Source organism: Kiritimatiellaceae bacterium, from assembly GCA_013141415.1.
Classification (GTDB): domain Bacteria; phylum Verrucomicrobiota; class Kiritimatiellia; order Kiritimatiellales; family Tichowtungiaceae; genus Tichowtungia.
In genome coordinates this window covers 332,010-356,664 of the sequence record JABFQY010000001.1, presented here as the reverse complement: position 1 = coordinate 356,664, position 24,655 = coordinate 332,010, and the positions used below count along the sequence as shown (strand labels likewise).

The window sequence follows — 24,655 nt, the reverse complement described above, 5'->3', positions numbered from 1 at the left end:
TTTTTACAAAATAAAAAGGCTCCCTTTTTGCAGGGAGCCTTTTCGGTTTTGATGCGCTGACGCGAATTACATCATGAACAGCATCTCGACGTAGGTCGGAACCGGCCAGATATCATCCGGAACCATCTTCTCAAGCGCATCAACTGAAGCGCGGACTTTGCCCATCGCGGCAATCAGTTTTTCCGCACCGTGCGCTTTTTCAAGCGCAGCCGCAGCCTTATAGAGTTTTTCGGTCTCAGCACTCATGGCTTTGAGCTCCGCTTTGGCGCCAGTCACCGTTCCGCCAGCCGCTGCAATCGCCTTGATGGATGCGGCCAGTTCGCTTTGCGCAGTCACGGCCGCCGGAATAAACATGGTTTTCGCCATGGTCAGCGTCACGCCGGCTTCAATCTCAACCGTCTTTTCATAGGTCTCGTTGTAGATATCGAAGCGGGAGTGCAGTTCCTTCTCAGACAACACACCGTACTTCTCAAAGAGCTTCTTCGCTTTAGGTGTGTTGAAGGCTTTGAGTGAATCCGGGGTCTTTTTGACGTTCGGCAGGCCGCGCTTGGCAGCTTCTTTGGCCCAGGCTTCGGTGTAGTTGTCGCCGTTGAAAAGAATCCGTTTGTGCTTTTTGATGATCGAGGCCAACAGGGTCTGGAGGGCATCATTAAACTTCTTGCCGTCTTTTACGTCGGCTTCGAGTTTCGTGCAGATTTCATCGAGGGCTTCCGCGACGATGGTGTTGATCGTCACATTGGAACCAGCACAGCTCTGGTTGGATCCGACAGCGCGGAACTCGAATTTGTTTCCTGTGAAGGCAAACGGCGATGTGCGGTTGCGGTCGGTATTACCGCGCGGCAGGGCTGGCAGTGTGTCCACACCGAGGTTGATGTGCCCGCCCGCCTTAGAGCTCTTCGCTCCGCCTTTTTCGATCTGCTCCACGATGTCGGAGAGCTGATCGCCGAGGAAAATGGAAATGATCGCCGGGGGCGCTTCATTGGCTCCCAGACGATGATCGTTACCGGCAGTGGCAACTGTGGCGCGAAGAATGTCCGCGTGGGTATCGACCGCTTTCATCAGCGCGCAAATCATGGTCATGAACTTGGCGTTTTCGTGCGGATTGTCGCCGGGCGAAAGCCAGTTCTTCCCATCCGGACCGCAGAGCGACCAGTTGTTGTGTTTGCCGGATCCGTTAACGCCCGCATAGGGTTTTTCGTGCAAAAGACAGACAAACCCATGTCGTTCAGCCGTCTTGCGGAGAACTTCCATGGTGATCATGTTGTGGTCTACCGCGAGGTTCAGGCTTTCGAATATCGGAGCGATTTCAAACTGGCCGGGAGCCACTTCGTTGTGGCGGGTTTTGGACGGAACGCCTAAACGCCAGAGCTCCAAGTCAAGGTCTTCCATGAAGGCCACCACACGGGTCTTAATGGCGCCGAAATAGTGATCTTCCATCTGCTGATGCTTGGCTGGCTTGCTGCCGAAAAGAGTGCGACCGGTCTGCTGAAGATCCAAACGGGCATTGTACATCTCTTCGTCGATCAGGAAATATTCCTGCTCTGCGCCCAGCGTAGAAAACGCGGTCTGCTTGCAAGGAAGCTTGAAAAGCTTAGCCAAACGTTCGGCCTGCTCGCTGAGGGCCTTCATAGAGCGCAACAGTGGAGTTTTCTTGTCCAGCGCTTCGCCATGGTAGCCGCAGAAAACGGTCGGAATGCACAGGGTGTTGTCTTTGATGAATGCTGGGCTGCTGGGATCCCAACCGGTATAACCGCGGGCTTCAAAGGTGGCGCGCAGCCCGCCGGACGGAAAACTGGATGCGTCGGGTTCACCCTGAATCAGCTCAGCACCGGAAAATTTACAAACAACAGAACCTTCTCCGTCCGGAACAATAAAGGAGTCGTGTTTTTCGGCGGTTGAGCCGGTCAATGGCTGGAACCAGTGGGTGAAGTGAGTCGCACCTTTAGCAATGGCCCATTCTTTCATCGCTTCAGCGACTTCATCTGCGATACCAGCATCAAGGCTTTTGCCGGTTTTAATGGTCGCTTCGAGCGATTTAACGGTCTTCTCAGAGAGGTGCTCGCGCATAATGCGCATGCTGAATACGTTTTCTCCAAACAGTTCGGTGGGATTGGCCATTTTATGTCTCCTTAGCGTAGTGGGTTCAGTTCTTTTTCAAATAAATCAATATCAGCTCTTCTGCCGACAACTTCAGTCGAAGGCGCCCTTTGTCTTAGCAACAAGCGTACCTCTAAGCGCCATAGACCACATAACATCCTCAACATATTTATTAACAACAAATTGCGACAACATAGTCGCCGCCTCGCAATTATTTTCCCGGACGACTAGATACCAAAGTGTATTTTATTTGAAATTTAAAATACAATTGTGTTCCGCTTATTCAGATTTGTTGCGCTCCTCCAGCTTACTCACTCTGTCCTGCAATGCGGCGATACGTTCCTTCATTTTCGGAAGGAGCATAACACTGGCGTTCATTCTCTTCATTTTATCGGCCGGCATTGCAGGCGCACCCATAACGTGGATTCCATCCGGGAGGTCCTTGGTGACGCCGGATCTTGGGCCAACGATCACCCCGGATCCTATGTTGAGATGGCCGGCAATGCCGGCCTGTGCAGCTAAAATAGTTTTATCCCCGATGGATGTGCTCCCGGCAATACCTGTCTGTGAAACGATAACGGCATGATCACCAATGGTGACATTGTGGGCAATCTGCACCAAATTATCGATTTTAACGCCTTTCCCGATCCGGGTTTTCCCGAAACGGGCACGATCAATGGTTACGTTCGCGCCGATTTCAACATCGTCGCCGATTTCAACGTGACCGATCTGGGGAATCTTCGTACGGACTCCTTCGCCGTCCACCGAGTAACCAAACCCGTCGCTGCCAACCACCGTTCCGTTGTGGATAATCGTACGGTTTCCGATTTGTGTAAATTCACGCAGGGATACCTGAGGGTAAAGAAAACTTTTTGCGCCGATAACGGACCGGAATCCAATGTAGCACTGAGCAGAAATCACCGTTCCTTCACCGATTTTTACACCTGATTCGATTACGCAAAACGGGCCAACGCTAACTCCAGACCCCAGCTCGACATCTTTTGCAACAACCGCTGTCGGATGCACGCCGGACGAGGGGTCTGGCGCGGGAACATAGAAAAGCAAGGCAACCTTGGCAAACGCCGCATCAGGATTTTTGACACGGATAAGTGTCGCCGGACAATCTGTAGCCCAGTCCTCGGCAACAATTACAGCTGATGCTTTAGTTAAAGCGGCTTCCGGGGCGTAACGCGGGTTGGCAATAAAGGAAACGTCGCCCGCCTCGGCTTCCCGAATACCGGAAACGCCGCAGATTTCCACCGCCCCATCGCCATCGAAAGAGCCGCCGATCTGCCTGGCTAAATCAGAAAGCTTCATGGCTTTTTATTTTCCTTCGCGGAGGGTTTATTTGTTTCTGTTCCATCATCGAACAGACCTCCCCCTCGGGATACATCAGGGTGCTTGCTATTGAGTATAACCAGAATGGCCTCCGTGATTTCGACATCAGGATGGGTGTAGATAAAAACGCCGATGGCTGCGCGGCGTGATGAGTTATCCACCACGGCAGTAAATCCTTCTTTTTTTGCATACTCCACGACGGTTTGGCGTATTTCATCCATAATGGTCTGGCTCATACGGGAAACCTGAAGCTGAAGCTGCTGCTGCCGCCGAGAGGTGAACTCTTCAATCTCTTTTTGCTTGGCTCGCAATGTAAGTAGCCGTTCTTCGTAAAGCATGCGCTTACTGTCGCGAATTTCATCCGTCAACGTGACGTCGCGCGCTTCTTTTTTCAGCGCATCAACTTCGTTGTTAATGATGGTCATTTCATCCACCATGATCTTCCGCTCAGCCTCAATGTCCTGCTGCTGAACTTCGACCTTTGATTTAGCCAGCTGTGTTTTGTAGAACTCGTTAAACGTCCGTTCAAGATCTATGAAAACGATACTTTCCACCGACATCGCTGAGCCGGCCAGCAGAAAAACAGCAGCGATCGATAACAAAAATTTCTTCATACCATCTCCTTGTTTCGTTGATTAAAACGAGTATCCCAGCAGAAAACTGAACCGCCCGCTGGCCCCTGAATTGTTTTCATCCATAATATGCGGAATTGCATAGTCCAGACGCAACGGGAACATCGGCAAGTCAACGCGGGCGCCGATTCCATAGCTGGAATTAATATCCGCACTGAAGAAATCAAACGAGTTTGCCGAAACCGCCCCAATGTCATAGAAAACAGCGCCACGGATTTTACTCCAAAGCGGAACCGTGTATTCGGCTGTTGCGTACCAGCTACTCAAGCCACCCATTGGTTCATTACCATTGATCGAATCGCGCGGGCTGATATCCCGATAGGCAAAACCGCGAATCGTGCGCGGTCCACCAAGAAAAAGGCGGTCGAAAATCGGAACCCGACTCGAATCGCCATAACTATCAACCGTACGAACCTCGCCCTTGAGATTAAACACATGATCATTCAGCACCGGCCAGAACTGGGAAGATTTTGCCTCCAGCGCATAGATGCTTTCATCGCCTGCAAGCGGTCCGCCGGACAACTCGACACCGACCGAACTGAAATTTCCTTTAGTCGGAATAAAGAACTGATCACGCGTGTCGCGCGAAATACTGGTTCCGACTGTTGATTTTAGCCAAGTTCCCGCATCGTTCAATATATCGGAGCCAGCTGGAGCCGTCACATTATCGACATTAAACTGTTCGAGTGAATAGCTCACCGTTCCGCGAGTAAACGGATCCCAAATCGGTTTCGTCAGCGAGGTCTTACTTCCCACGGTCTGTAAATCGAATTGATCGCTGTAATAGCTGGCATTGCGATAATACAAATCCTGACCCAGTGCCAACTTGCGATCCATAAACCAAGGCTCAATAAACGAAACTTCCAAGTCACTGCGTTTCGTACCGGCCTGTACCCGCACTTTCATCTTCTGCCCGTCGCCGACCGGCGGCCAGCGCTGGATATCAAAGTTGCCGTGGGAAAGTTCGGCGAAGCCGACCAGACTGTCCACGCTGGAAAAGCCTGCACCGATTAAGAAACTGCCCATCGCCTTTTCTTTAACCTTAAACGCGAGATCATAAGTATTGGTGGTTGCCGCCGGAGTGTATGAACTACTAACGGTTTCGAAGTAGCCAAGATTTTTAAGCCGACTCTCGCTGGTTTCAACTTTGCCCTGATGGAAGAGCTCGCCGGGATAAACCGCCAGTTCACGGCGCATCACTTCGTCGCGGGTTTTTTCGCTGCCGCGGATATCAATCTCATTGATGTGTGCCAGTTCACCCTCACGAACGACAAACCGGATGGACGCTGTTTTTGTCGCCGGATCCGTTGTAATCAACGGCTGAACGTCGTTGCGAATATATCCGCGGTTGCCGTAATAATGGTTCACAGCAGAAGCGGAATCGTCAATCGCCGTGCGGGAAGCCAGCGCACCGGACTGTATTTTTATCTGCTTTTCGAGTTCTGCGCGGTCATACAGAGTATTTCCATCAAATTCAATCGGGCCGATTTGATACTTAACTTTTTCCTGCACGCGATAAACCAGCTCTACATTCCCGTCGCCAAGAGGCTTGATCTCCGGACCCTCCACCTGCACATCCAGAAACCCGCGATCCTGATAAAGCTTACGGATGGCGGCCAGATCGGCTTCCTTCATTTCCGGCTTATACGCGCCGAACCAGGGAGTGATCCACCAGGTCTTTTTCTGCTGCATCACCTTCCGCAGTTCCCATGGATTGAACTTATCGGAAGCTTTCCGGGACGGAAAAATGTTGGGCGTCATCCTCCGGCAAACGCTGTCGCTCGCAATGTTATCGCCCTCAAAAGATATCCGCTTAACCCGCAGTTTTTCACCTTCCGTCACCTTCAGTGAAAGATCGCCTGCGCCGGTTTTTTCATCCGGCTTCAGTTCCCATGTGATGGTGGCGTCGGGATATTTGTTTTTCCGGCAATAGGCTTCGACTTTACGCACCTTCTCACCAATCAGCGCCTCATCCACATAATCGCCCAGCGTCAGATCAAGTTCCTTTTTGATTTTGCGATTACCAATCTCTTCGGCACCGATAATATCAATCTGCCGGAGACGCAACCGGCTGGCCACCTTGTACACCAGCGTAAATTTATCGCCGAACTGCTCGATAACAGCGCGCACATAAGCGAACCGTCCGGATTTTTTAAGATTATCAACATCGTGAGCAACCGCCGCGTTCAGCTCAAATTCACTTCCGATTTCCTGACCGGCCCGCAACGAGACGTAGGCCCGCACAAACGATTCGTCAAGCACGGCGCTTTCGATGTTTTCAATGCGGACTTCACTGAGCACCAGAGCAGAAAAACCGGAAGCCGCCAGCCCGGTTGTCAACAGCAGCAGTCCAAAAAGTAATTTTGTTTTTTTCATTATGTTTTACTCCGCCGATCCATCTACCCCGTGCCGTTCGTCCCGATCCTCGAACCGCGTAATCTCTCTAAAGAAATTCAACTTCACTTCGCCGGTAGGCCCATTACGATGTTTGGCAATATCAACAATGGCCAGTGTGTCCTCCCCGGAAGCTGCGTCCAGCTCTTTGTTATAGTAAGATGGACGCTGAAGCAAAAGCACGACATCGGCATCCTGTTCAATCGCACCGGAATCGCGCAGGTCGGAAAGTCGCGGCTTGCCGTCGCGGGTTCCCTGCTCCGGAGCGCGGCTGAGCTGGCTGAGAATCAGAACCGGAATTTTCAACTCTTTCGCCATCGCTTTGATGCTGTTGGAAATCGAAGCGGTTTCCTGCTGCCGGCCTTCGCGAGAGCGGCGCTTATCCGCCAGCAATTGCAAATAGTCGATCACGATTAAATCGACATTGTGGATTCGTTTCATCCGGCGGGCGCGGGCGCGCAAATCCATCACATCCAGACCGGCAGAATCATCCACGATGATGGAGGCTTTCCCCAGCTGGTCGGCGGCGGACGAAATTTTTCTCTGATCGACTTCCGAAAAATAATCTTTCCAGGCCGGCACGCCGGCTTTGCTGTAAAGCATGCGGCGGACAAGCTGTTCCTGCGACATTTCGAGACTGAATACACCAACCGCATGTTTTTTATCTCCGCCCCGGCCGAGCGCGGCGTGTTCCGCAATGTTCATGGCGAGCGACGTTTTTCCCATGGAGGGGCGCGCCGCCAAAACGATCATGTCGGTATTATGGAGACCGCGCAGTTCCTTATCGAGACCGGCAAACCCGGTCGGTACGCCGTTGTCGAGCATGTTGCCATTGATAATCTGCCCGGCGGTCTTATAGACTATGTCTTTCCAAGCTTCGGAAGACGCCGTCTTTTTATCGCTGAGTTCAAAAAACGCCTCTTCGGTCCGGCTGAGCAGTTCTTCTGCATCATCGTCCGTGTAGCAATGGTCAATGGCTTCGGCCGCCTGACTGATGATGCGACGCAGCAGGTGTTTCTGCTGGACGATATCAATGTAGTAGTCGGCATGCGCCGATGTTGGCGTACTGTCGATCAGCCCTTCAAGAAAGGCGTACCCGCCAACCTGATCGAGCCGTCCGCTTTTTTTAAGATCTTCGCCGACCGTCAGCAGGTCGACGGCACGCGCGCTTTGATACATTCCCAGAAGCTGCTCAAAGAGCAACCGGTGGGCGGGAACGTAAAATGAATCAGTGGACAGCGACTTGATCAGGCAGAGTTCAATAACCCGGTTGGATTCGATCAGAGCGGAGCCGAGAACGCCTCGTTCGGCTTCCTCACTATAGGGCGGAAGACGACGCCCGCTCTGATCGATAGAACTCATTCTTCAACGATCCATACCTTCAGCACAGGTTTCACTTCCGGGTGGAGGGTCACAATAACGTCAAATACACCCAATTCATGCAACGGAGCATCCAACTTCAACTGAGCGCGTTCCAGCGTGATACCCTGTTCGGCCAGTTTTTCGATAATCTGCGCCGCTGTAACGGAGCCGAACATCTTACCGCCTTCCGAGGTCTTCACCGCAATCGTGCAGGAAATGCTCTCAAACTTTTTGGCCAGCTCTTCAGCGGCGGTCTGTTCTTTGCGCATCAGCTCAAGACGCTCAATGCGTTTCTTCTCAATCTGGCGTTTTTTGCCCGCGGTTACTTCCGAGGCCAGCCCGTTTGGAAAAAGATAGTTCCGTGCATAGCCGTCGGCCACACGAACCACATCGCCTTCGATGCCGAGTCCGGGCACCGCATTCATCAATAAAACTTCTACAGCCATTTCAATTCTCCTCTATTCGCGCCTTAGCGCAAAAGTCCCATTACGCGCGCCTGACGGACTGCCCGTTTCACCTGACGCTGCTGTTTGGATGTTACACCAGTATAACGGCGCGAAAGAATTTTGCCGCGTTCGGTCATAAATTTACGGAGCAGCTCCGCATCCTTGTAATCAATTTCGGTCACGCCTTCCAGAAGCCGACCGCCTTTTTCCTCTTTGTCGTATGCCATGTTCTATGATCCTTTCCTTATCAAAACGGAATATCGTCTTCATCCGCCGCCGGGACTTCAAATCCTGCTGACGTCGGCATGCTGTTATGGGGAGCATCAGCTGTTTCGGCGCCGCGTTTTGGCGCACCGAGAAACTGCACCCGGTCCGCGCGCACTCTCAACTTACTGCGCTTTTCTCCCTGCGGATTCGTCCACTGATCGAGCTTCAAACGTCCTTCGACGAAAACGGGCGACCCTTTATAAAGGTATTCCGCGCAGGTCTCCGCCTGGCGGGCCCACACTTCCACATCAACAAACACCGTGCTTTCAACTGTTTCGCCGGCTTTGTTTTTGTAGCTTTCGTTGATGGCCAGACCGAGGTCGCCGACCGCAGTTCCAGAAGGCGTATAGCGCACTTCCGGATCGCGGGTCAGATTGCCCATCAGGAATACTCGATTCAGGGTCGACATATTTTACGCCTCCTGAGCTGTAGCCGCCTCGTCCTTCTGCATAAATTGTGCACGGAACACATTGGTGGTGAGCTTCAAACGGTGCTTGAACGCGGCCATCTGTCCGCCTTCGAGACGGAACATGTTCACCACATAAATGCCGCCCTTTTTCTTTCTGAGCGGACGCGCAAACGAACGCTTGCCGAGCCGTGTCGAACTTTCCAGTGTGCCGCCCAGCTTTTCCAATTCAACCTTCACGGCCTCAAGAGCCTGATCCAGCTGTGCCTCGTCCAGTGTTTCGGGGAAAATATAAAGCCCCTCGTACAGTGTTTTCAATTTCTCTCTCCTTGCTCCTATACTCTATTAAAGCAGTTCATGGCCTGCTCAATCCCTGCAGTGCAGACCTTCTCCACCGCATCTGCGGCGCGGCGAACCACATCCTTCAAATCCTGTTCCTCGGCATCCGAAAACGGCCCCAAGACATAATTTGAGAGCGACACACTATCAGGTTTCGGGCCGATGCCAATCCGAATCCTGCCGAAAGCGCCGCTCCCCAGCACATCCGTTACAGACTGCACTCCGTTGTGTCCGCCCGCCGAACCTTGCGCTCTTACGCGCAACTGACCCCAGCCGAGCGCCACATCGTCAAACACCACAATCAGGCCATCTGCTTTCCCGCCTGCCTTGCGAAGCGCTGTTCCGACCGCCAATCCGCTGCGATTCATGAACGTCTGAGGTTTTACCAGCCGAACTGCTTCACCACCGATTGTTCCTTTGGCCGTCTGCGCCGGGAACCACCAATTCCGGCGAAAAGAAACTCCTGAGCGCCCGGCGAGTTCATCCAGCACCAGAAATCCGATGTTATGGCGGGTCATTGCATATTCCCGCCCGGGATTTCCAAGTCCGACGATAACCTTCACGCAGACGGTCTCCTCAGAAAACAGCGGGGTTTACTCCGCGGCTTCTTCCGGTTTTTTCTCGCGGATCACTTCGGGCTCGCCCGGTGCCGCAACAGCACCTTCTTCAGCCGCCGGCTCTTCAACAACCTTCGGCAGCGAAACCGAGGCCACACCGGTGTCAGCATCCAGTAAAATCGTGTATTTCGAAGCGTCTATCTGAATATCTTTAACGGCAAGAACGTCACCAAGTTTCAGTGCGCTGACGTCCACATTGATCGCCTCAGGAATATCAGCCGGGAAGCACGAAATTTCGATGTGGTGCAGCAGATGATCCAGCACGCCGCCCTGATTTCTAACGCCTTCGGGCTCGCCGATAAGCTCGACCGGAACTTCGATGTGCAGCTTCTTGTCCATTGCAACTTTTTGCATATCGACATGAACCACGCCGCCGGAAAGAGCGTCATGCTGAACATCTTTCAGAAGTACAGATTCCTCTTTGCCGCCTTCGATCTGAATCTTAATCATCACATGCTCGCTCGTGTGATGCCGCAGCATCTGCTCGAACTCATGTTTCGGCAGCGAAACAGAGCGGGCCGCCGTGCCTTCACTGTAAATTACACCTGGTACCCGGCCGTCGCGGCGCAGTCTGCGTGCACTGGCGGAACCCTTCTCATCTCTGCTCATTACTATAATTTTTGCGTCCATAGCTTTCTTCTCCTCAAGTTATTCTGAAAAGTGATGTTACCGAATTATTGTCATGAATGCGGCGGATTGCTTCGGCCAGCAACTCCGCCACAGAAAGAACCTTTACTTTACTGCCGGTCTCACAACGGGCCGGCACGCTGTCGGTGGTCACCAGTTCGATAATCGGCGATTCATTCAACCGCTCTACTCCTTTGCAGTTCAGCAGGGAGTGACTCACCGCTGCACGGATCGAAGAAGCTCCGGCCTGTTCCAAAAGTTTGGCGGCAGCCGTCAGCGTGCCAGCGGTTGATGTCATGTCGTCCACCAGCACCGCGTTACAACCTTTTACATCGCCAACCAGATGAGTTGCCTCAACCCGCTCAGCGCTTTTGCGTTCTTTACCGACCACAGCGACACCGGCATCCAGCATATCCGCATAGGCCGCAGCCAGCTTCATGCCGCCTGTATCCGGTGCCACAACGACCAGATCTTTAAGTTTTTTCTCGCGCAGGTATTTTACAAAAACCGGCGCGGCATAGAGATGATCAACAGGAATATCGAAAAAGCCCTGAATCTGCTGAGCGTGCAGATCCATGGTCAGCAGACGGTTGGTTCCTGCCGCCACCAAAAGATTAGCCACCAGCTTGGCCGTGATCGGAACGCGCGGCTGATCTTTGCGATCCTGCCGGGCATAGCCGTAGAACGGCATCACAGCCGTGATGCGGGACGCCGAAGCGCGCTTGGCCGCATCAATCATAATCAGCAGTTCCATCAGGTTTTCATTCGGGGGATAGGACGTCGGCTGAATAATGTACACATCACGCCCGCGGACATTTTCGGCAATCTTCACGAAGATTTCCCCGTCCGGAAAGCGGCTGATCTGAACATCACAGAGCTTTTCGCCGACTTTGGCGGCAATGCGTTCCGCCAGTTCCGGATGGGCTGTACCTGCTAAAATTTTCACCGTTTCATTTCCTTAATACCATTGCGTTCTTTTCAGCCGGTCGCTTTACCCGTCCTAGTGGATTTGCCCGACTAGGATTTGAACCTAGACGCCAAGAATCAAAATCTTGTGTGCTACCATTACACTATCGGGCAGCCCTTTTAGTACCAAAAAAAACACCCCTCTCCCCCGAGAGAAGCGTTGAACCATAAAAAGAGCCCCTATCGTTGTCAAATTAAAACGGGAAAGAGAAAAATTGCATCAGCTAAAAGCGGATTTATGCGTCCCGCCGCTCTTTTTTCGTGCATTTACATGCATCTTGAATATGCTTCGCGCGTGAATAAATACAGACTTGCTCCAGTGATACTGCTTTGCGCAACGCTCAACGGGTTCGCGCAGAATGAAAGTTCGGCTTTCGACTTTAACGCGCTCAAAAACCGGGCGCAGAATCTGGCCGCCGCGCCATATCAGCCTTCGGATCGAAGCCTGCCCGACGAGTTGCAGCGCTTTAATTACGATAATATGCGCAACATCCGGTTCGATCCGAAATCCGCCATCTGGCGCATGGAACGGCTTCCCTTCCAGCTCCAGTTTGTTCATCGCGGCGGCCCGCAAAACGGACACATCACCGTGAACTCCATTGAAGACGGGCGGGCAGAACTGATCCCGTTTTCCAAAAATCTGTTCAACTATTCGCAGGTTAAAATAAACGGGCGCCTTCCCGACGATTTAGGCTTCAACGGCTTCCGCATCCATTATCCGCTCAACTCCATGGAATACCTTGACGAGATCATCGTCTTTCAGGGCGCTTCCTATTTCCGGGCGCTGGGCAAAGGACTTCACTACGGTCTTTCCGCACGCGGACTGGCCATCAACGTAGTCGGAAAAACGCCGGAAGAATTTCCAGAGTTCACTGAATTCTGGATCGAAAAACCAAACAGCCGATCCGCCAGCATCAAAATTTACGCTCTGCTGAACAGCCCGAGCCTCGCCGGGGCCTACGAAATGCTGCTCATTCCCGGCATCGACACGGTCATGGAAATCAAAGCGGCACTCTTTGCCCGCCAGACGGTCGAAGGTCTCGGTCTGGCCCCGCTGACCAGTATGTTCTGGTTCGGTGAAAACTCCACTTCGCGGCATGGAGACTTCCGTCCCGAAGTGCATGACTCCGACGGACTTTTGATCCACACCGGCACTGACGAATGGCTATGGCGCCCGCTCTCCAACGAAGGCGGCATCAAAGTATCCTGTTTCGCCGGAGAAAATCCGCGCGGATTCGGACTTCTTCAGCGCGACCGGAATTTTCCCAACTACGAAGATCTTGAAACATTCTACCAGAACCGTCCCAGCGCGTGGATAGAGCCTGGCGCAGACTGGGGCCGCGGCGAAATCCGGCTCGTCGAGCTCCCAACTCACATGGAATATGCCGACAATATCGTTGCGTTCTGGATGCCTGAAAAACCGCTCACCCCGGAAAATCCCATCGAGTTTTCATACCGTCTGCACTGGTTCAGAGATGACGCAGCCCTGCCGCCTCTGGCACGGGCCGCATCCACCCGGATCGGTGATGCCAGTGAATATCCCGGTGCCAAAAAATTTGTACTCGATTTCAGCAACCACCCGGGCCTTGACCGGAACAACCCGGACAGTGTGGAGCCGATCATCTCCGTCACCAACGGAAACCTGAAAGGTAAGCATCTTCAGCGCAACGATCTCGGCAACACGTGGCGCGTCTTCTTTGATGTCGAGCCGGTTGACCGCACCAAACCTGTCGAAATGCGCTGTTTCCTGCAATCAGGCGGACTGCCGCGGAGCGAAACGTGGACCTACTTCTGGAACCCATAGAACCCTTCGTTCCCACCTGGGGCAGCCCGGAGGAATGGAACAGCGCCTACGAAAAACTCGAGAGCTACCTGCGGGCTCATGAGGTGGATAGCCATTTACACCGAGCTCACCTTAACACCATGATTCTTCGCCGTGTCAGCCGCCGATGGCAGGATCAACGCCCGGCAGCGCCTCTGGCAACCTTGGTCATCGAAGAAGCGAATCGTCTGTTAAACGAATGGTTCACTATGATTATGGAGCTACCCGCCGGAACCAATACCAGTTTTACCGCCGCCGACGGTCGTGTCGCCCTGTTCCTCTGTGACGGGCCGTTGCGCTGGCCCTACGCATTCCTTGAATCCCGCCAGATCCCGACCGACCTGAAAGTCGCCATGCGCAAAAGCCTTATCCGCGCCGGGCCCGAACTTCAGATCAGCAACATGGTGCCGCGTCCGATTGATCTGGGGCTGATTCCTGAATTTGCCGACGACGCCATGGATGCCTTAAACCGCATGCCGGTTATCAAAGCATTGGTCGGCTGGCTGATTTTTCTGGCATTCCTAACTTATCTTTTCTGGATGACACGATGACGGCAGTAAAACTTTTATCTGGCATTCAAAAAATACGCCGGCGCATTATCTTCTTTTCGCTGGTGTTCCTGCTCATCACGCTGGCCACCTGGGTCATGGCAGACATTCTCTGGCGTGGCGGCATGAACAGCTGCGAAGTCGCCATCCTGATTCTCTTTGCCATCCTCTTCACACCGGTCTCTCTCGGAATCGTTCAGGCGCTGACAGGATTCATCGTTCTCTGGCGGCAAAAGGATCCGGCACGCATTCTTTCCCTGCTTGAAAAAACAAAAGACCTTCCGGAACTCCCCGTCACAGCGGTTGTTCTGCCCATCTTTAATGAAGACGTCAGCCGCGTATACGAAGGCCTGCGCGCCATCTACCGATCTGTCGAACGAACCGGAAATCTTTCGCGCTTCGACTTCTTCATCCTGAGCGACTCCAACGATCCCAACAAATGGATCGAAGAAGAAATGGCCTGGGCTGAACTCTGTAAACAGGTCTCGGGCTTCGGACGCATCTTCTACCGCAAACGCAAAACCGCCCTTAACCGCAAGAGCGGCAACATCAGCGATTTCTGCCGCCGCTGGGGCAGCAAATACCGCTACATGGTCATTCTCGATGCCGACAGCGTGATAAGCGGAGACTGCCTCGTCAAACTGGCACAGCTCATGGAACTGAATCCGCAGGCCGGCATCATTCAGGCCGCCCCGGTTCAGGCGCTCAGCGAAAGCCTCTTCGGGCGCGGTATGCAGTTCGCCGGCTCATTATACGGCCCCGTCTTTCAGGCCGGACTGAATTTCTGGCAGGCCGACGAAGGCAACTACTGGGGCCACAACGCCATCATCCGCCTTGCTCCATTCATCGAACACTGCGCTTTACCCGATCTGCCGGCCAGCAAAACGCCCCGCGCCAAATTCATGAGCCACGACTACGTCGAAGCGGCTCTCATGCGCCGCGCCGGTTACGAAGTCTGGCTGGCCTACGGCCTTGACGGAAGCTACGAAGGCGGCCCGCCGACGCTCCTCGACATGGCCAAACGCGACCGGCGCTGGTGCCGCGGAAACTTTCAGCACAGCTGGCTTGTGCTGTCGCCACACGTCCGGCCGATTAACCGCCTGCACCTTGCCCTTGGCATCATGAGCTATCTTTCCTCTCCGCTCTGGCTCTTTTTCATGATCATTGGCACGCTCCAGTTCTGGATCGCCTCCCGGCTGACCGTTCGCACATTCGACTATGATGTCGGACTCTCTTCACTGCTCGACATCGGCGGCAATCAGCTGGCCATTATTCTTTTCGCCACCACCATCTCACTGCTCTTCCTCCCCAAACTGCTCAGCCTGATTTTAATTCTGCGCAGCCGGCAGGCCGCCCTGCCGTTTGGCGGACGCCTGCGCGCCACCATCAGCGTTTTCCTGGAACACTTCTTCTCCATGCTCATCACCCCGATCCTCATGCTCTTCCACTCCCGGTTTGTCCTCGGCGTTATGGCTGGACAGGAAGTCGGCTGGGGGCCTCAGCGGCGCGGCGGCGAAAACGGCATCGACTGGGGCGAAGCGATCGAAGCGTACGGTGGACACACGATCATCGGCATCCTTTGGGGCGCAATGGCCTGGCATATCAACCCGGCTTTTTTCTGGTGGATGAGCCCCATTTTTATCGGCCTCGTCGTCGCCATTCCGGTTTCGTTACTGCTCGGCAAAGTATCGGCAGGAGCCGCCGCCCGCCGGATGAAACTTTTCATTACCCCGCAGGAAAGCAATCCGCCGGTCGAACTGGCGGAACTGCAGGTCAGCCTGGATGTCTGCACTCAGCATGTGCCGCCGCTCGAACCGTTGCGTAAAAATTACGGCTTCATGCAGGTTGTCATTGATCCCTACGTCAACGCCATCCACATTGCCTTGTTGCGGCGGCACAACAAACGCCGGCTGGAAGGCACCTACTTCACACAGCTTCAGGATCGCGTCGTGACCGAAGGCCCCGACGTGCTGAGCCGCCGCGAACAAATGGCACTGCTGATGAATCCGGAATGCATGGCATGGCTCCATGAGCAGATATGGCTTCTGCCGCCGGAAAAACTGGCACCGTGGTGGATGATGGCGCTGCGGCAGTACAACGTTCTCGAAAGCAAGCCGCAGACCGCGCTTTACCTATAGTTTCCGGGAACTCAACAGACTCCGGAATCCGTGCGTGAGGTGAACGCCGGCAATCGCCATACCGACCAGCAGAAGCGATGTGCCGCAAGGATAGGACAGATAGCGGGCCTCCCAGCACGGCTGATATTTCTGCTTAAAGAAGAACAGCCGTTTATAGCCGTAGAACCGTTCGAGATTTTCAAAGACAAACCGGATGGAGCGGTCATACATGCTGTGCTCGCTCGGATCCGCTGTGTTCGCAAGCGGCGCGCTGCCAAAACTGATTTCTTCGATCCCTTGATCACGGAACGACTGAATGGCTTCCAGAATCAGAAAATCCATCACATCCCGGGTTTCGGCACGACTCCGCATGATGTCAAGACAGCGGCCTTTGTTATGGTCATAGGTGTGCCATGTTGCAAAAGCTTCCAGCCGGCCATCCGGCGAACGGACCACCGCAGCGCCTTTTTCGCGAATGGCCTGCAGATCAAATGAGCTGAGATCAAAACCCATTTCTCCGCCGCGTTTCCGTTTCAGCCATTCTTTGGATAGCTCCAGAAGCTGCCCTTCCATCTGCTCATCCGGCAGAGACCCTTCGCCCCCGTACCACCCGAATATCAGTCCGTTTTTCCGGGCCTTGTTCCGGGCCGTGCGCAAATTCTGAAAGCGTGCACCGTCCAATTTGAAATCCGCCAGCCGGAGCCGGGCCTCCTCGGCAATCCGGATGAGCTGAAATCCGATCCGCTCGTAAATGTCGCGATTGGTGTAGTGGGAACAGTAAAAAACCGGCTTCCAATCGCAACTGCGGCAATGGCGGATAAATCCGTGCACCAGTTTTTCCCGGCAGTCCGGTTTGCAAATCGGATCGGCCAGCACCACGGCGACATTCCACCAGAGCGCGTAAGCGACAACACCTTCAACGCCTTCTTCAAAGTAATAGTGCTTATCCGGAAGCAGAGCAAACACGGCCATCGGATCATCCGAATAGGTGTCCACCAGCCATTTGACGTTTTCAAAATCTTCCGGACTGTGTGCCTGTTTTCTCAGAATCACCGGGCGTAAAACCATAATCAGCGCAAAAAATCCGATAAACAGACCCTGAAGGCGGATCGTATGCAAAAAATGAGAAGCTTCCCGCCCGGCAAGTTCATTAAGCTCGGTTTTGATCTGCAGGGCGGCAGAAACCGCTCCGTGAAACGCCTCGCTCCAAGACAGCGGATCCCCGAAAACCCCGCGTGCGCCCAGTCCGTGAATGGCTATTGTTCCATAACTCGCAAGCAATAGGAACATGACACCGGCAGCGGCAATACCAAGCCGGAAAGAAGGCGCATCGGAGCGGGCATCAAACAGACTACGCCGCCGGAACAGCGCCATCAGGATCACCAGCGCAACCGCTGAGCGGTTCCAGTTAAAGGTTTGTGTGAAATCCAGAACCGCAGCCGCCGACAGAATAGCGGCTGTCATATTCCATGCAACCCGTTTACGCCGGCGCAATCCACGGGCCAGAGCAAGAAGCATCGCGCCGGATAGAAACAGAACAAACCGTCCGTGCTGACTGACTTCCAATGGAATCCATTCCTGTATTTTATCAATAATCGCGGGGGATGCCGGAATGATGGAGTCGAGAATGTTTGAGAATCCGCACAGAGCCACCGAAGCCGGCAGAAGCACCAGCGAGGCCCGGCGCGAAACCATTCCGGCCAACAGCATGAGCAGAAGAATTCCATATATGGTCATCCGTACCGGGCGCAAATGCCGGCCTTCTTCCGGCGGAGCGGCGGCGGAATCGTCCCCCAGCGCCCAGGCCACGCCCTGCAGCAATACGGATTGGAACTCAGGGCCAAGCCCGTCAAAGCCATGGTTCATTCCCTTCAGCAGGTACAACTGATGCGGCGACTTCAACAAACGGATCCACGTCGTTTGGGCCATGAAGTCTGCCGTACCGTGATACTGAACCACTCTGATGTCGCGCAGATCCGGATTAAACTCATTCAGATCAAATGTTCCCGGCCCGGTTGGCGTGATACCGACCAGATCCGGCGCGCGAATACCGTAACGTCCGCGGCTGTCCAGACTCATCAGCAGCAGGCCGGCAAGTTCCGGCGGACGGTTTGTTCCCTTGGCGGCGGCAATTGCCTGAGCCGCGCCCATACTCCACCCGCCGTAAAGAACCGGCAGGCCGTCGGCATGTAACTTCTTCGCCGCAAAATCCGCCACGGCGGCCATATCCTTCGCAACAGTTGGCTGGTCAAAATCTGTCGCTGAATATTTTTCAAAATCAAAAGAAACAACCGCCAGATTAGCCTCTTGCAACCAGGTGGCAATCACATGCTCCCACGCGCTCCAGCCGCCGTCCCCCGATCCGAAAACAACCAGCGCACGCGGATCATTACCCTCTGTCGCATAAAGCCTGACGTCAAAATCGCCGTGCGTGAGAGCAATTTTCGTCAATGGTGGAAATTCGGATCCGCCTCCTTCAGCGCCTCGCCCCGCTGGCGGGGAAAGCAGAAGGCTCAGAAAAAGAATCACACCGGAAGCCCGTATCAACATGGAACCAGCCATATAAATTACTCCGCACGCCCCTTAAAACCACCACTCGCAGGGCGTGGATATAAGCATAGAAGGCTGAGCAAAGGCAATCACAGCCACAGACCAAGCAAAACCAGAACCAGCGCGGCAAACGCCTCAATCAGCGCGATGCGCGGAACATTAATCTTCGGTGCCAGCGCCCGAACCCGCTCGTGATTCCAAAGCCCGAACGCCGCATCCAGCAACAGAATAACCGCCGACCATATACTGACTGAACCCCAGTTCATCTCATCTCAACTCGTATTCGATCGGCAGCAGAATATCAAACCGCTCCGGCAGGGTCTGGCCAATCGACCGGCCCCTGATTTTATCCAGCGTCGTTTCGACGGCTTTTCCAATCAGCGGATGTCCGCGCCGCGCCGTAATGGAACAGCCGGAAATCGTACCGTCCGGCTCAAGTCGGATAAGTGCCTTGAACTCTCCGGTATAGCCTGCTTTCTGCGCCGCCGCCGGATAGAATTTTTCGCGCTCAACCATCGCGCGGAGTTTTGCAATCGCCAGCGCCCGCCAGTCCGCTTTCTGTGCCGTGCCCGCCATTGATTCCGCGGCATTCACCTGCACTCCTGACGCGGAGGCTTCCTGTGCCACTTGTGCCATGGCGGGCGCCTTGGACTCTCGGACTGCATCAGAGGGCGACACCTCAGGTTGAATTTTTGGTTCGGGTTCCGGCGCTTTCTGAATTTCTTCCAGTGCCACATCCGCCGGTTCAGGCGGTGGTCTTGGCAGCACCGGAACCGGGGCCGATTCCGCGGGCGAAGCGGCAACGGCCTGCAGTTCGATCTGCGCAAAACTCAGGCTGACCGCTTTCGGCCCCATCGCGGGCTGCTTTTCGACACTGTTTCTCTGCGCCAGAACAATAACCAGCACTCCGACTGAAATATACGATAGTCCACTGAGCGCAAAGGCCAGCAGACTGCTAAGCCGCTCGGATGTACGAAAGCTATTCACGGTCTGCCGGACGCGTGGTGATCGAAATATCTTTGCGGTTCAAAAGACGCGCTTCATCCACCACCGTCAAAAACGACTGAAACGGCGCGGTCTCGGCGACAAACAGGTTGATGCCCTTTTCCGGATTCGCTTTAAGCAGCGAGGGAATGTCTTCACGGGTCAACAGTTTGCCGCCGTGAAAAATTGAACCCTGCCGATCCACCGTAATCTCCAGCTGGTCTTTCCGCTCGTCCGTTATCGCCGCCGAGGCGGCCTTCGCCAGATTGACCTGCATGGACGGACTCACAAATGTCGTCGTGAGAAAGAAAAAAATGAGCAGAATAAAGATCGTATCCACCAGCGGCGTCAGATCAATTTCCGCATCGAATTCATCATCCAGTGAAAAGTGTTCGAACATGGCAGGATTTCTATTTTGAACTTCTCTGCAAATCCCGGGCGGTTTCAATACATTCGATCATCAGAGACCGGATGCGCAGACGAACCAGATAGTAAAAGACCAGCGTAGGAATGGCGATCGTCAGCCCCATAATGGTAGTGATCAGTGCCTCCCAAATCCCATTGGCCAGCACCGACTGATCAACCGCGACCGCCTTTGCACCGATTTCGCGAAATACTTTCGACATCCCCAGCACCGTTCCGTACAGCCCCAGCAGCGGCGAAATCACGGAGATCAGCCGCAGCACCGTGACCGCGACGTAGGTGCGTCCAAACGTGCGCTGAAAGAGATACTGAACTTCTTCCTGAACTTCTCCGCGCGGCGTCTGATGCTTCAGCACATCCCAAAGTACAGAACTGAGCGGATTACAGCGCGCCTGACTTTCCGTTACTGCCGGAGCGGGCTTTTCAAATGCCGCGCAAAACGTTCTGAATCCGCGCGGAACCCATGCCAGATAAATCAGCGGTTGTATAAAAAAGTAGAGACTGAATAACGGCAGGAACGCCAGCACCACGCCCGCCATCCCGATTTTGTCATAAATGCCATCGAACATAATTATTCTCCAAAGGCCCGGAGCATAAGCCTGCTCAGCGGAAATGATCAATGCTCAATATTCAGTGTCCGCCGTTCCGGTATTGGAAAATCGCGGCGTCTTCGGGTTTCACTTCAGCGCAACCTTTGCAGCGCGAGCATTTGGTGTCCAGCCGCTGAATGCGGCCCTTGCGTTCCAGCATCTCCAGCATACCTTCCATCGCTGGGACGTCGGTTTGAAAATGGCGTGCCAGATCGGCGAGCGACATCGGCCCGCGTTCTTTCAGCAGTTTGATGATTTCTGTCAGCATCAGCGCACCTGAATTTTCGTCGCGGCTTCCTTAGAAATGATGTAACGGCTTTCGCCGGCGGCAACCACCATGCTGGTATCGCCGGGACGGTTTTTCATGACATGAACCAGCGCACCGCTGAAGAGTCCCATCTCAAGCGTCTTGCGGTCGCCATTGGAAATAACGACCACATCGGCGCCTTGCGCGAAGTCGCTAAGCGGATGAGCACAGCAAATTCCCTGCCCGGCGCGCCGTCCACACCGCTGCTGCTGCCGTTTTTGAAAAAGACGTCTGAACATGAATTTATCCTTTTCTTCGAGAAATCAATTTAAGTGTGAGCGCAAATAAAAGTCCCGCCAGAAAAATCGCGCCGAGCCATCCGGCCGACCGTACAGGATGCGCGGCGAATGTGGCAAATTGATAGAAGAGCGTCGCCAGCGTCCACGCCAGCACGGTGAGATAGCTGACACTGAAAGTCATCCACTTCCAGCCGGTTTCGCGCTGAATGGCGGCGATGGATGCCACGCACGGCGAGTAGATCAGCACAAAAAGCAGATAGGCAAACGCGCCCGCCTGGCCGTCGAACGCGGCGAGCATGGTCGCAGCCGGATCGGCGCCGTTGGCGCTGTAAAACGTGTTGAGTGTGCCGACGACCAGTTCCTTGCCAAAGACGCCGGTGATGAGTCCGAGCGTAGCGGGCCAGTTGTCAACGGTGATTCCCATCGGTTGGAATAGCGGCGTCACCGCACGGCTGAACGCGCTTAGAACCGAGCGTTCTGATGTTTCGTTGCCGAAACTTCCGTCCGTGCCGATGGACCAGAGAACGCTCAGAACCAGCACGAGAATCAGAATGATTTTCCCGGCACGCAGAATAAATTCTTTGAGGCGCTCCCAGGTGTGGTGAACGATCGCCACAGCGCGCGGCAGGTGGTACGGCGGCAGTTCCATGACAAAGGTCGTGGCGTCGCCTTTCAGAATCGTACGACGGAAAAGCAGTCCGCTCCCCACAGCCAGCAGAATGCCGGTGAGATACAGCGCGAAGATCACCGCGCCGCCGGTCTGCGGAAAAAAGATGCCGGCAAACAGCGCATAAACCGGCAGGCGCGCGCCGCAGGACATAAACGGATTCAGCAGAATCGTGAGTGTACGGTCGCGCTGATTTTCAAGTGTCCGCGCCGCCATGATGCCGGGGACGTTGCAGCCGAAGCCGACCAGCATCGGAATGAAGGCTTTGCCCGGCAGGCCAATGGCCCGCAAACTGCGATCCATCACAAACGCCGCACGCGCCATGTAACCGGACTCCTCCAGCAAAGACAGACAGAGGAACATAAAAAAGATCGGCGGAATGAACGTTGCGACGGTCTGAATGCCGCCGCCGAGGCCGTCGGCCAGCAGAACCTTCAGCCAGACCGGCGCGCCGATTCCGGTGAGCCAGCCGCCGAAGCCGTCAACCAGCAGCGCACCGAAAGCGGTGCCGATCCAGCCGGTGATCGGAGCGGAAAACGTAATGGTGACGGTGAATACCAGATACATCACAGCCAGAAAAAGCGGAATGCCGAGCGGTCGGCTGAGGACAATCTGATCAATCGCATCGGAAAGATTTTTCCGCAGCTCGCCGGTGCGGCGCGAAACGTCGAGCGCAAGGCCATGGACAAAACCGTAGCGGCCGTCCGCCATGACAATTTCGATGTCTTCGCCGATGTGCTTTTCGACCTTCGCGATTTCCGCCGCCAGCAGTTCGTCACAGACCCCGATCGTCAACTCTTCCGCAACCGGATCGCGCTCCAGCAGTTTGACGGCGAGCCAGCGGGCCGGTACAGAAACCCGCTCGGCGGCGGGCGTAACTTCAGGAATCAGCCGGGCCAGCGCCTTTTCAACCTGCTCGTCATACGTCACATTCGTGGCACTCACCCAGTGCGTTGCGGCGGCTTCCGCCACGGCGGCTTGCAAAATGTCCAACCCTTCCTTGCGGGCGGCGACCATCGATAGAACGGGACAGTCAAGGTGCCGTGCGAGATGATCCACCTGCACTTCAATACTCCGTCGCTTTGCCAAATCCATCATGTTGAGCACAACGATCAGCGGCACACGCATCTCCAGAAGTTGCGCCGTCAAATAAAGTCCGCGCTCGACGTTACGGGCGTCGATGATGTTCACGACCGCATCGGGTTTTTCCTTGAGGATATAATTGCGGGCGGCGTTTTCGTCGGGAGATCCGGCCGAGAAGGAGTAGATACCGGGCAGGTCAACCACTCGAACAGCCGCGCCGTCATGCTGATATTCGCCTTCGAGGTGTTCAATGGTAACGCCGGGCCAGTTGCCGACCCGCCCTCGCGAGCTGGTCAACGCGTTAAACAGCGTGGTCTTCCCGCAATTAGGATTCCCCGCCAGAGCTATAGTGAACTGCTTCATTCCGCCTCAATTCAGAGATAAGACTAAACCCGTCAGGTTCATGAAATAACGGTACAATAATCCGTTAGAAAAGAAACGCGGCGATTAAACGGGTTTGATAATCCGCTTCGTCCTGGACATCTGAAACCTGCGCCAGCTGGCTGACGGTGAAATATCCGCCCAACGCCTGAACAGACAGAGATGGTCCGGCATAAACGACATTACGACCGGCCTGCTCCCAATTTCCGATCTCCAGCTCATGCACAGCCTCTACGCCAAGAGAGAGACGATCACAAAGGCGATATGAGGCGCCAACGGTCTGCCCCACCTCACCCTTCTTCTCATCATAGCCTTTGCTTTCCCATTTCGCGGCGACGGAACCGTTCCAGACCAGCGCCCAGTCACCGATGTTTTTTTGCAACAGCAGCTTGCCCTCCGTTTCGATAATTTCGTCGCCCAGCTTAACTTCCCCGTACAACGCACTGCCGAAAGCCTCCTGATCGGGATCGGTCAGCTGATAAATTGTCTCCCAGGCCACATCGCGAAACCGCGCACGATCCCGCTCAACTGATTCGCCGTCCTGATAGCGCCAGTCGAAGTATAGCGCTGTCTGCAGACGATCTGTCAGCCCGTATTCGATCTCGTGCCGGATATCCAGCCGGTCAAACGAGCTGTCCGTATCATGCTTGTGAGTCTTCCAATTCAGGTGCTGCTCATATTCCCACACCCCTTTAGGCATCACTGTGGTCTCATAGTTATAAGCAAAACTACGCGCACCGGCCTGAACATCCAGCCCCGCCGCCAGCACCAGCCCAGCCAAACCCTTTCTCCAACGCAATCCGCTGCAAGTCATCGACGCCCCCTTATTTTGCCAAAGCGAAACAATTTAGCTTGGCCTAACTTTTAGTCAATCCGTTTCTGTCCAAAAAAACAGCGCTCCGGCTCTTGGGAAACAGAAGGAAGCCTGCTAGGCTTTGCGGCATGGAAAAACTCAGCGCCAGCCTTGAAGATTATCTGGAAGCCATCCTGACCGTTGCCGGAGAAAAAGGCGCCGCACGGCCCAAGGACATTGCCGACCGGCTGAATGTGAAAGCCGCTTCGGTAACGGGAGCCCTCCGCCAGCTGGCTGAAAAAGAGCTGATTAATTACACCCCGTACGACATCGTCACGCTGACACCGTCCGGCAACCGGGCCGCGAAAAAAATTGCCGGAAAACACAAGGCGCTTCTGAACTTTTTCGCCAATGTGCTGGATATCCCGCGCGAAGAAGCCGAAGAGTTTGCCTGCCAGATGGAACACGCGATTCCCGACCATGTGTTAGAGCGTTTTATCGGTTTCGCAGAATTTGTCGAACGCTGCCCGAACAGCGGCGCAGTCTGGCAGGGAAAAACCAAGGGCTATTTCTGCAAAGCTCAAGGATCCGGCCAGATCGCCTGCGAAAAATGCAATCTCGCCGAATAACCTGCCTTCCAAACATCGGAAAAAAGAATGC

Annotated in this window: 25 protein-coding genes and 1 tRNA gene; 4 read left to right on the top strand and 22 right to left on the bottom strand. The window is 54.4% G+C overall.

The annotated features are described in order from the left end of the window. Positions 1–66: 66 nt before the first annotated feature. The 13 genes from HOO88_01775 to HOO88_01715 form a co-directional block, all read right to left on the bottom strand. Complete coding sequence (locus HOO88_01775; protein NOU35494.1) at positions 67–2,118, bottom strand: glutamine synthetase type III; 2,052 nt, start codon at positions 2,116–2,118, stop codon at positions 67–69. A 258-nt stretch (positions 2,119–2,376) separates the two neighbouring features. Beyond that, positions 2,377–3,414, bottom strand: coding sequence for a UDP-3-O-(3-hydroxymyristoyl)glucosamine N-acyltransferase (lpxD, locus tag HOO88_01770; GenBank protein NOU35493.1), 1,038 nt, complete (start codon positions 3,412–3,414; stop codon positions 2,377–2,379). After that, positions 3,411–4,049 carry an OmpH family outer membrane protein gene (locus tag HOO88_01765; protein NOU35492.1) on the bottom strand — a complete coding sequence of 213 codons (639 nt, stop codon included), beginning with the start codon at positions 4,047–4,049 and terminating at the stop codon, positions 3,411–3,413. Before HOO88_01765 ends, lpxD begins: the two co-directional genes overlap by 4 nt. Before the next feature lie 21 nt (positions 4,050–4,070). After that, complete coding sequence (bamA, locus tag HOO88_01760) at positions 4,071–6,443, bottom strand: outer membrane protein assembly factor BamA (protein NOU35491.1); 2,373 nt, start codon at positions 6,441–6,443, stop codon at positions 4,071–4,073. 6 nt (positions 6,444–6,449) lie between these two features. Next, positions 6,450–7,823 carry a replicative DNA helicase gene (gene dnaB, locus HOO88_01755; protein ID NOU35490.1) on the bottom strand — a complete coding sequence of 458 codons (1,374 nt, stop codon included), beginning with the start codon at positions 7,821–7,823 and terminating at the stop codon, positions 6,450–6,452. Then, on the bottom strand, positions 7,820–8,269 hold the full coding sequence (locus HOO88_01750) for a 50S ribosomal protein L9 (GenBank protein NOU35489.1): 450 nt from the start codon (positions 8,267–8,269) through the stop codon (positions 7,820–7,822). Before HOO88_01750 ends, dnaB begins: the two co-directional genes overlap by 4 nt. Before the next feature lie 23 nt (positions 8,270–8,292). Beyond that, on the bottom strand, positions 8,293–8,496 hold the full coding sequence (locus tag HOO88_01745; GenBank protein ID NOU35488.1) for a 30S ribosomal protein S18: 204 nt from the start codon (positions 8,494–8,496) through the stop codon (positions 8,293–8,295). Positions 8,497–8,516: 20 nt separating this feature from the next. Further along, positions 8,517–8,945 carry a single-stranded DNA-binding protein gene (ssb, locus tag HOO88_01740; GenBank protein ID NOU35487.1) on the bottom strand — a complete coding sequence of 143 codons (429 nt, stop codon included), beginning with the start codon at positions 8,943–8,945 and terminating at the stop codon, positions 8,517–8,519. Positions 8,946–8,948: 3 nt separating this feature from the next. Continuing rightward, positions 8,949–9,260, bottom strand: a complete 312-nt coding sequence (gene rpsF, locus HOO88_01735; GenBank protein NOU35486.1) for a 30S ribosomal protein S6 — start codon at positions 9,258–9,260, stop codon at positions 8,949–8,951. Between the two features lie 17 nt (positions 9,261–9,277). After that, the gene (locus tag HOO88_01730; GenBank protein NOU35485.1) at positions 9,278–9,844 is read right to left on the bottom strand and encodes an aminoacyl-tRNA hydrolase; all 567 of its coding nucleotides are present in this window, start codon (positions 9,842–9,844) and stop codon (positions 9,278–9,280) included. A gap of 30 nt (positions 9,845–9,874) precedes the next feature. Further along, entirely contained in the window at positions 9,875–10,528 is a 654-nt protein-coding gene (locus tag HOO88_01725; GenBank protein NOU35484.1) for a 50S ribosomal protein L25, read from the bottom strand. A gap of 13 nt (positions 10,529–10,541) precedes the next feature. Next, positions 10,542–11,471: a ribose-phosphate pyrophosphokinase gene (locus HOO88_01720; GenBank protein ID NOU35483.1), complete on the bottom strand. Its 930-nt coding sequence runs from the start codon at positions 11,469–11,471 to the stop codon at positions 10,542–10,544. Positions 11,472–11,534: 63 nt separating this feature from the next. After that, a tRNA-Gln gene (locus HOO88_01715) sits at positions 11,535–11,605 on the bottom strand. Between the two features lie 181 nt (positions 11,606–11,786). Here HOO88_01715 and HOO88_01710 point away from each other — a divergent pair. The 3 genes from HOO88_01710 to mdoH all read left to right on the top strand — a co-directional run bounded on the left by HOO88_01710 (position 11,787) and on the right by mdoH (position 15,999). After that, positions 11,787–13,295: a glucan biosynthesis protein gene (locus tag HOO88_01710; GenBank protein NOU35482.1), complete on the top strand. Its 1,509-nt coding sequence runs from the start codon at positions 11,787–11,789 to the stop codon at positions 13,293–13,295. A 119-nt stretch (positions 13,296–13,414) separates the two neighbouring features. Beyond that, positions 13,415–13,864, top strand: coding sequence for a hypothetical protein (locus HOO88_01705; GenBank protein NOU35481.1), 450 nt, complete (start codon positions 13,415–13,417; stop codon positions 13,862–13,864). Then, a complete protein-coding gene (mdoH, locus tag HOO88_01700) occupies positions 13,861–15,999 on the top strand; it encodes a glucans biosynthesis glucosyltransferase MdoH (protein ID NOU35480.1) in 2,139 nt (712 codons plus the stop codon). The genes HOO88_01705 and mdoH overlap by 4 nt, the downstream gene beginning before the upstream one ends. Here the strand turns inward: mdoH and HOO88_01695 are convergent. The 9 genes from HOO88_01695 to HOO88_01655 form a co-directional block, all read right to left on the bottom strand. Continuing rightward, positions 15,994–18,429, bottom strand: coding sequence for a DUF2156 domain-containing protein (locus tag HOO88_01695; GenBank protein NOU35479.1), 2,436 nt, complete (start codon positions 18,427–18,429; stop codon positions 15,994–15,996). The two genes, mdoH and HOO88_01695, sit on opposite strands and share 6 nt — an antisense overlap. 188 nt (positions 18,430–18,617) lie before the next feature. Further along, a complete protein-coding gene (locus HOO88_01690) occupies positions 18,618–18,794 on the bottom strand; it encodes a hypothetical protein (GenBank protein NOU35478.1) in 177 nt (58 codons plus the stop codon). 1 nt (position 18,795) lies between these two features. Further along, positions 18,796–19,515 (bottom strand): hypothetical protein, encoded by a 720-nt coding sequence (locus HOO88_01685; protein NOU35477.1) that lies wholly within the window; start codon positions 19,513–19,515, stop codon positions 18,796–18,798. After that, a complete protein-coding gene (locus HOO88_01680; GenBank protein ID NOU35476.1) occupies positions 19,508–19,912 on the bottom strand; it encodes a biopolymer transporter ExbD in 405 nt (134 codons plus the stop codon). Before HOO88_01680 ends, HOO88_01685 begins: the two co-directional genes overlap by 8 nt. A gap of 10 nt (positions 19,913–19,922) precedes the next feature. Then, positions 19,923–20,504 (bottom strand): MotA/TolQ/ExbB proton channel family protein, encoded by a 582-nt coding sequence (locus HOO88_01675; protein ID NOU35475.1) that lies wholly within the window; start codon positions 20,502–20,504, stop codon positions 19,923–19,925. A gap of 61 nt (positions 20,505–20,565) precedes the next feature. Continuing rightward, a complete protein-coding gene (locus tag HOO88_01670; GenBank protein ID NOU35474.1) occupies positions 20,566–20,793 on the bottom strand; it encodes a MarR family transcriptional regulator in 228 nt (75 codons plus the stop codon). Then, a complete protein-coding gene (locus HOO88_01665) occupies positions 20,793–21,071 on the bottom strand; it encodes a ferrous iron transport protein A (protein NOU35473.1) in 279 nt (92 codons plus the stop codon). The genes HOO88_01670 and HOO88_01665 overlap by 1 nt, the downstream gene beginning before the upstream one ends. Positions 21,072–21,075: 4 nt before the next feature. After that, the gene (feoB, locus tag HOO88_01660; protein ID NOU35472.1) at positions 21,076–23,184 is read right to left on the bottom strand and encodes a ferrous iron transport protein B; all 2,109 of its coding nucleotides are present in this window, start codon (positions 23,182–23,184) and stop codon (positions 21,076–21,078) included. 64 nt (positions 23,185–23,248) lie between these two features. Beyond that, positions 23,249–23,983, bottom strand: coding sequence for a hypothetical protein (locus HOO88_01655; protein NOU35471.1), 735 nt, complete (start codon positions 23,981–23,983; stop codon positions 23,249–23,251). Positions 23,984–24,144: 161 nt separating this feature from the next. Here HOO88_01655 and HOO88_01650 point away from each other — a divergent pair, with 161 nt between their 5' ends. Further along, a complete protein-coding gene (locus HOO88_01650; protein ID NOU35470.1) occupies positions 24,145–24,624 on the top strand; it encodes a metal-dependent transcriptional regulator in 480 nt (159 codons plus the stop codon). Positions 24,625–24,655 lie beyond the last annotated feature (31 nt).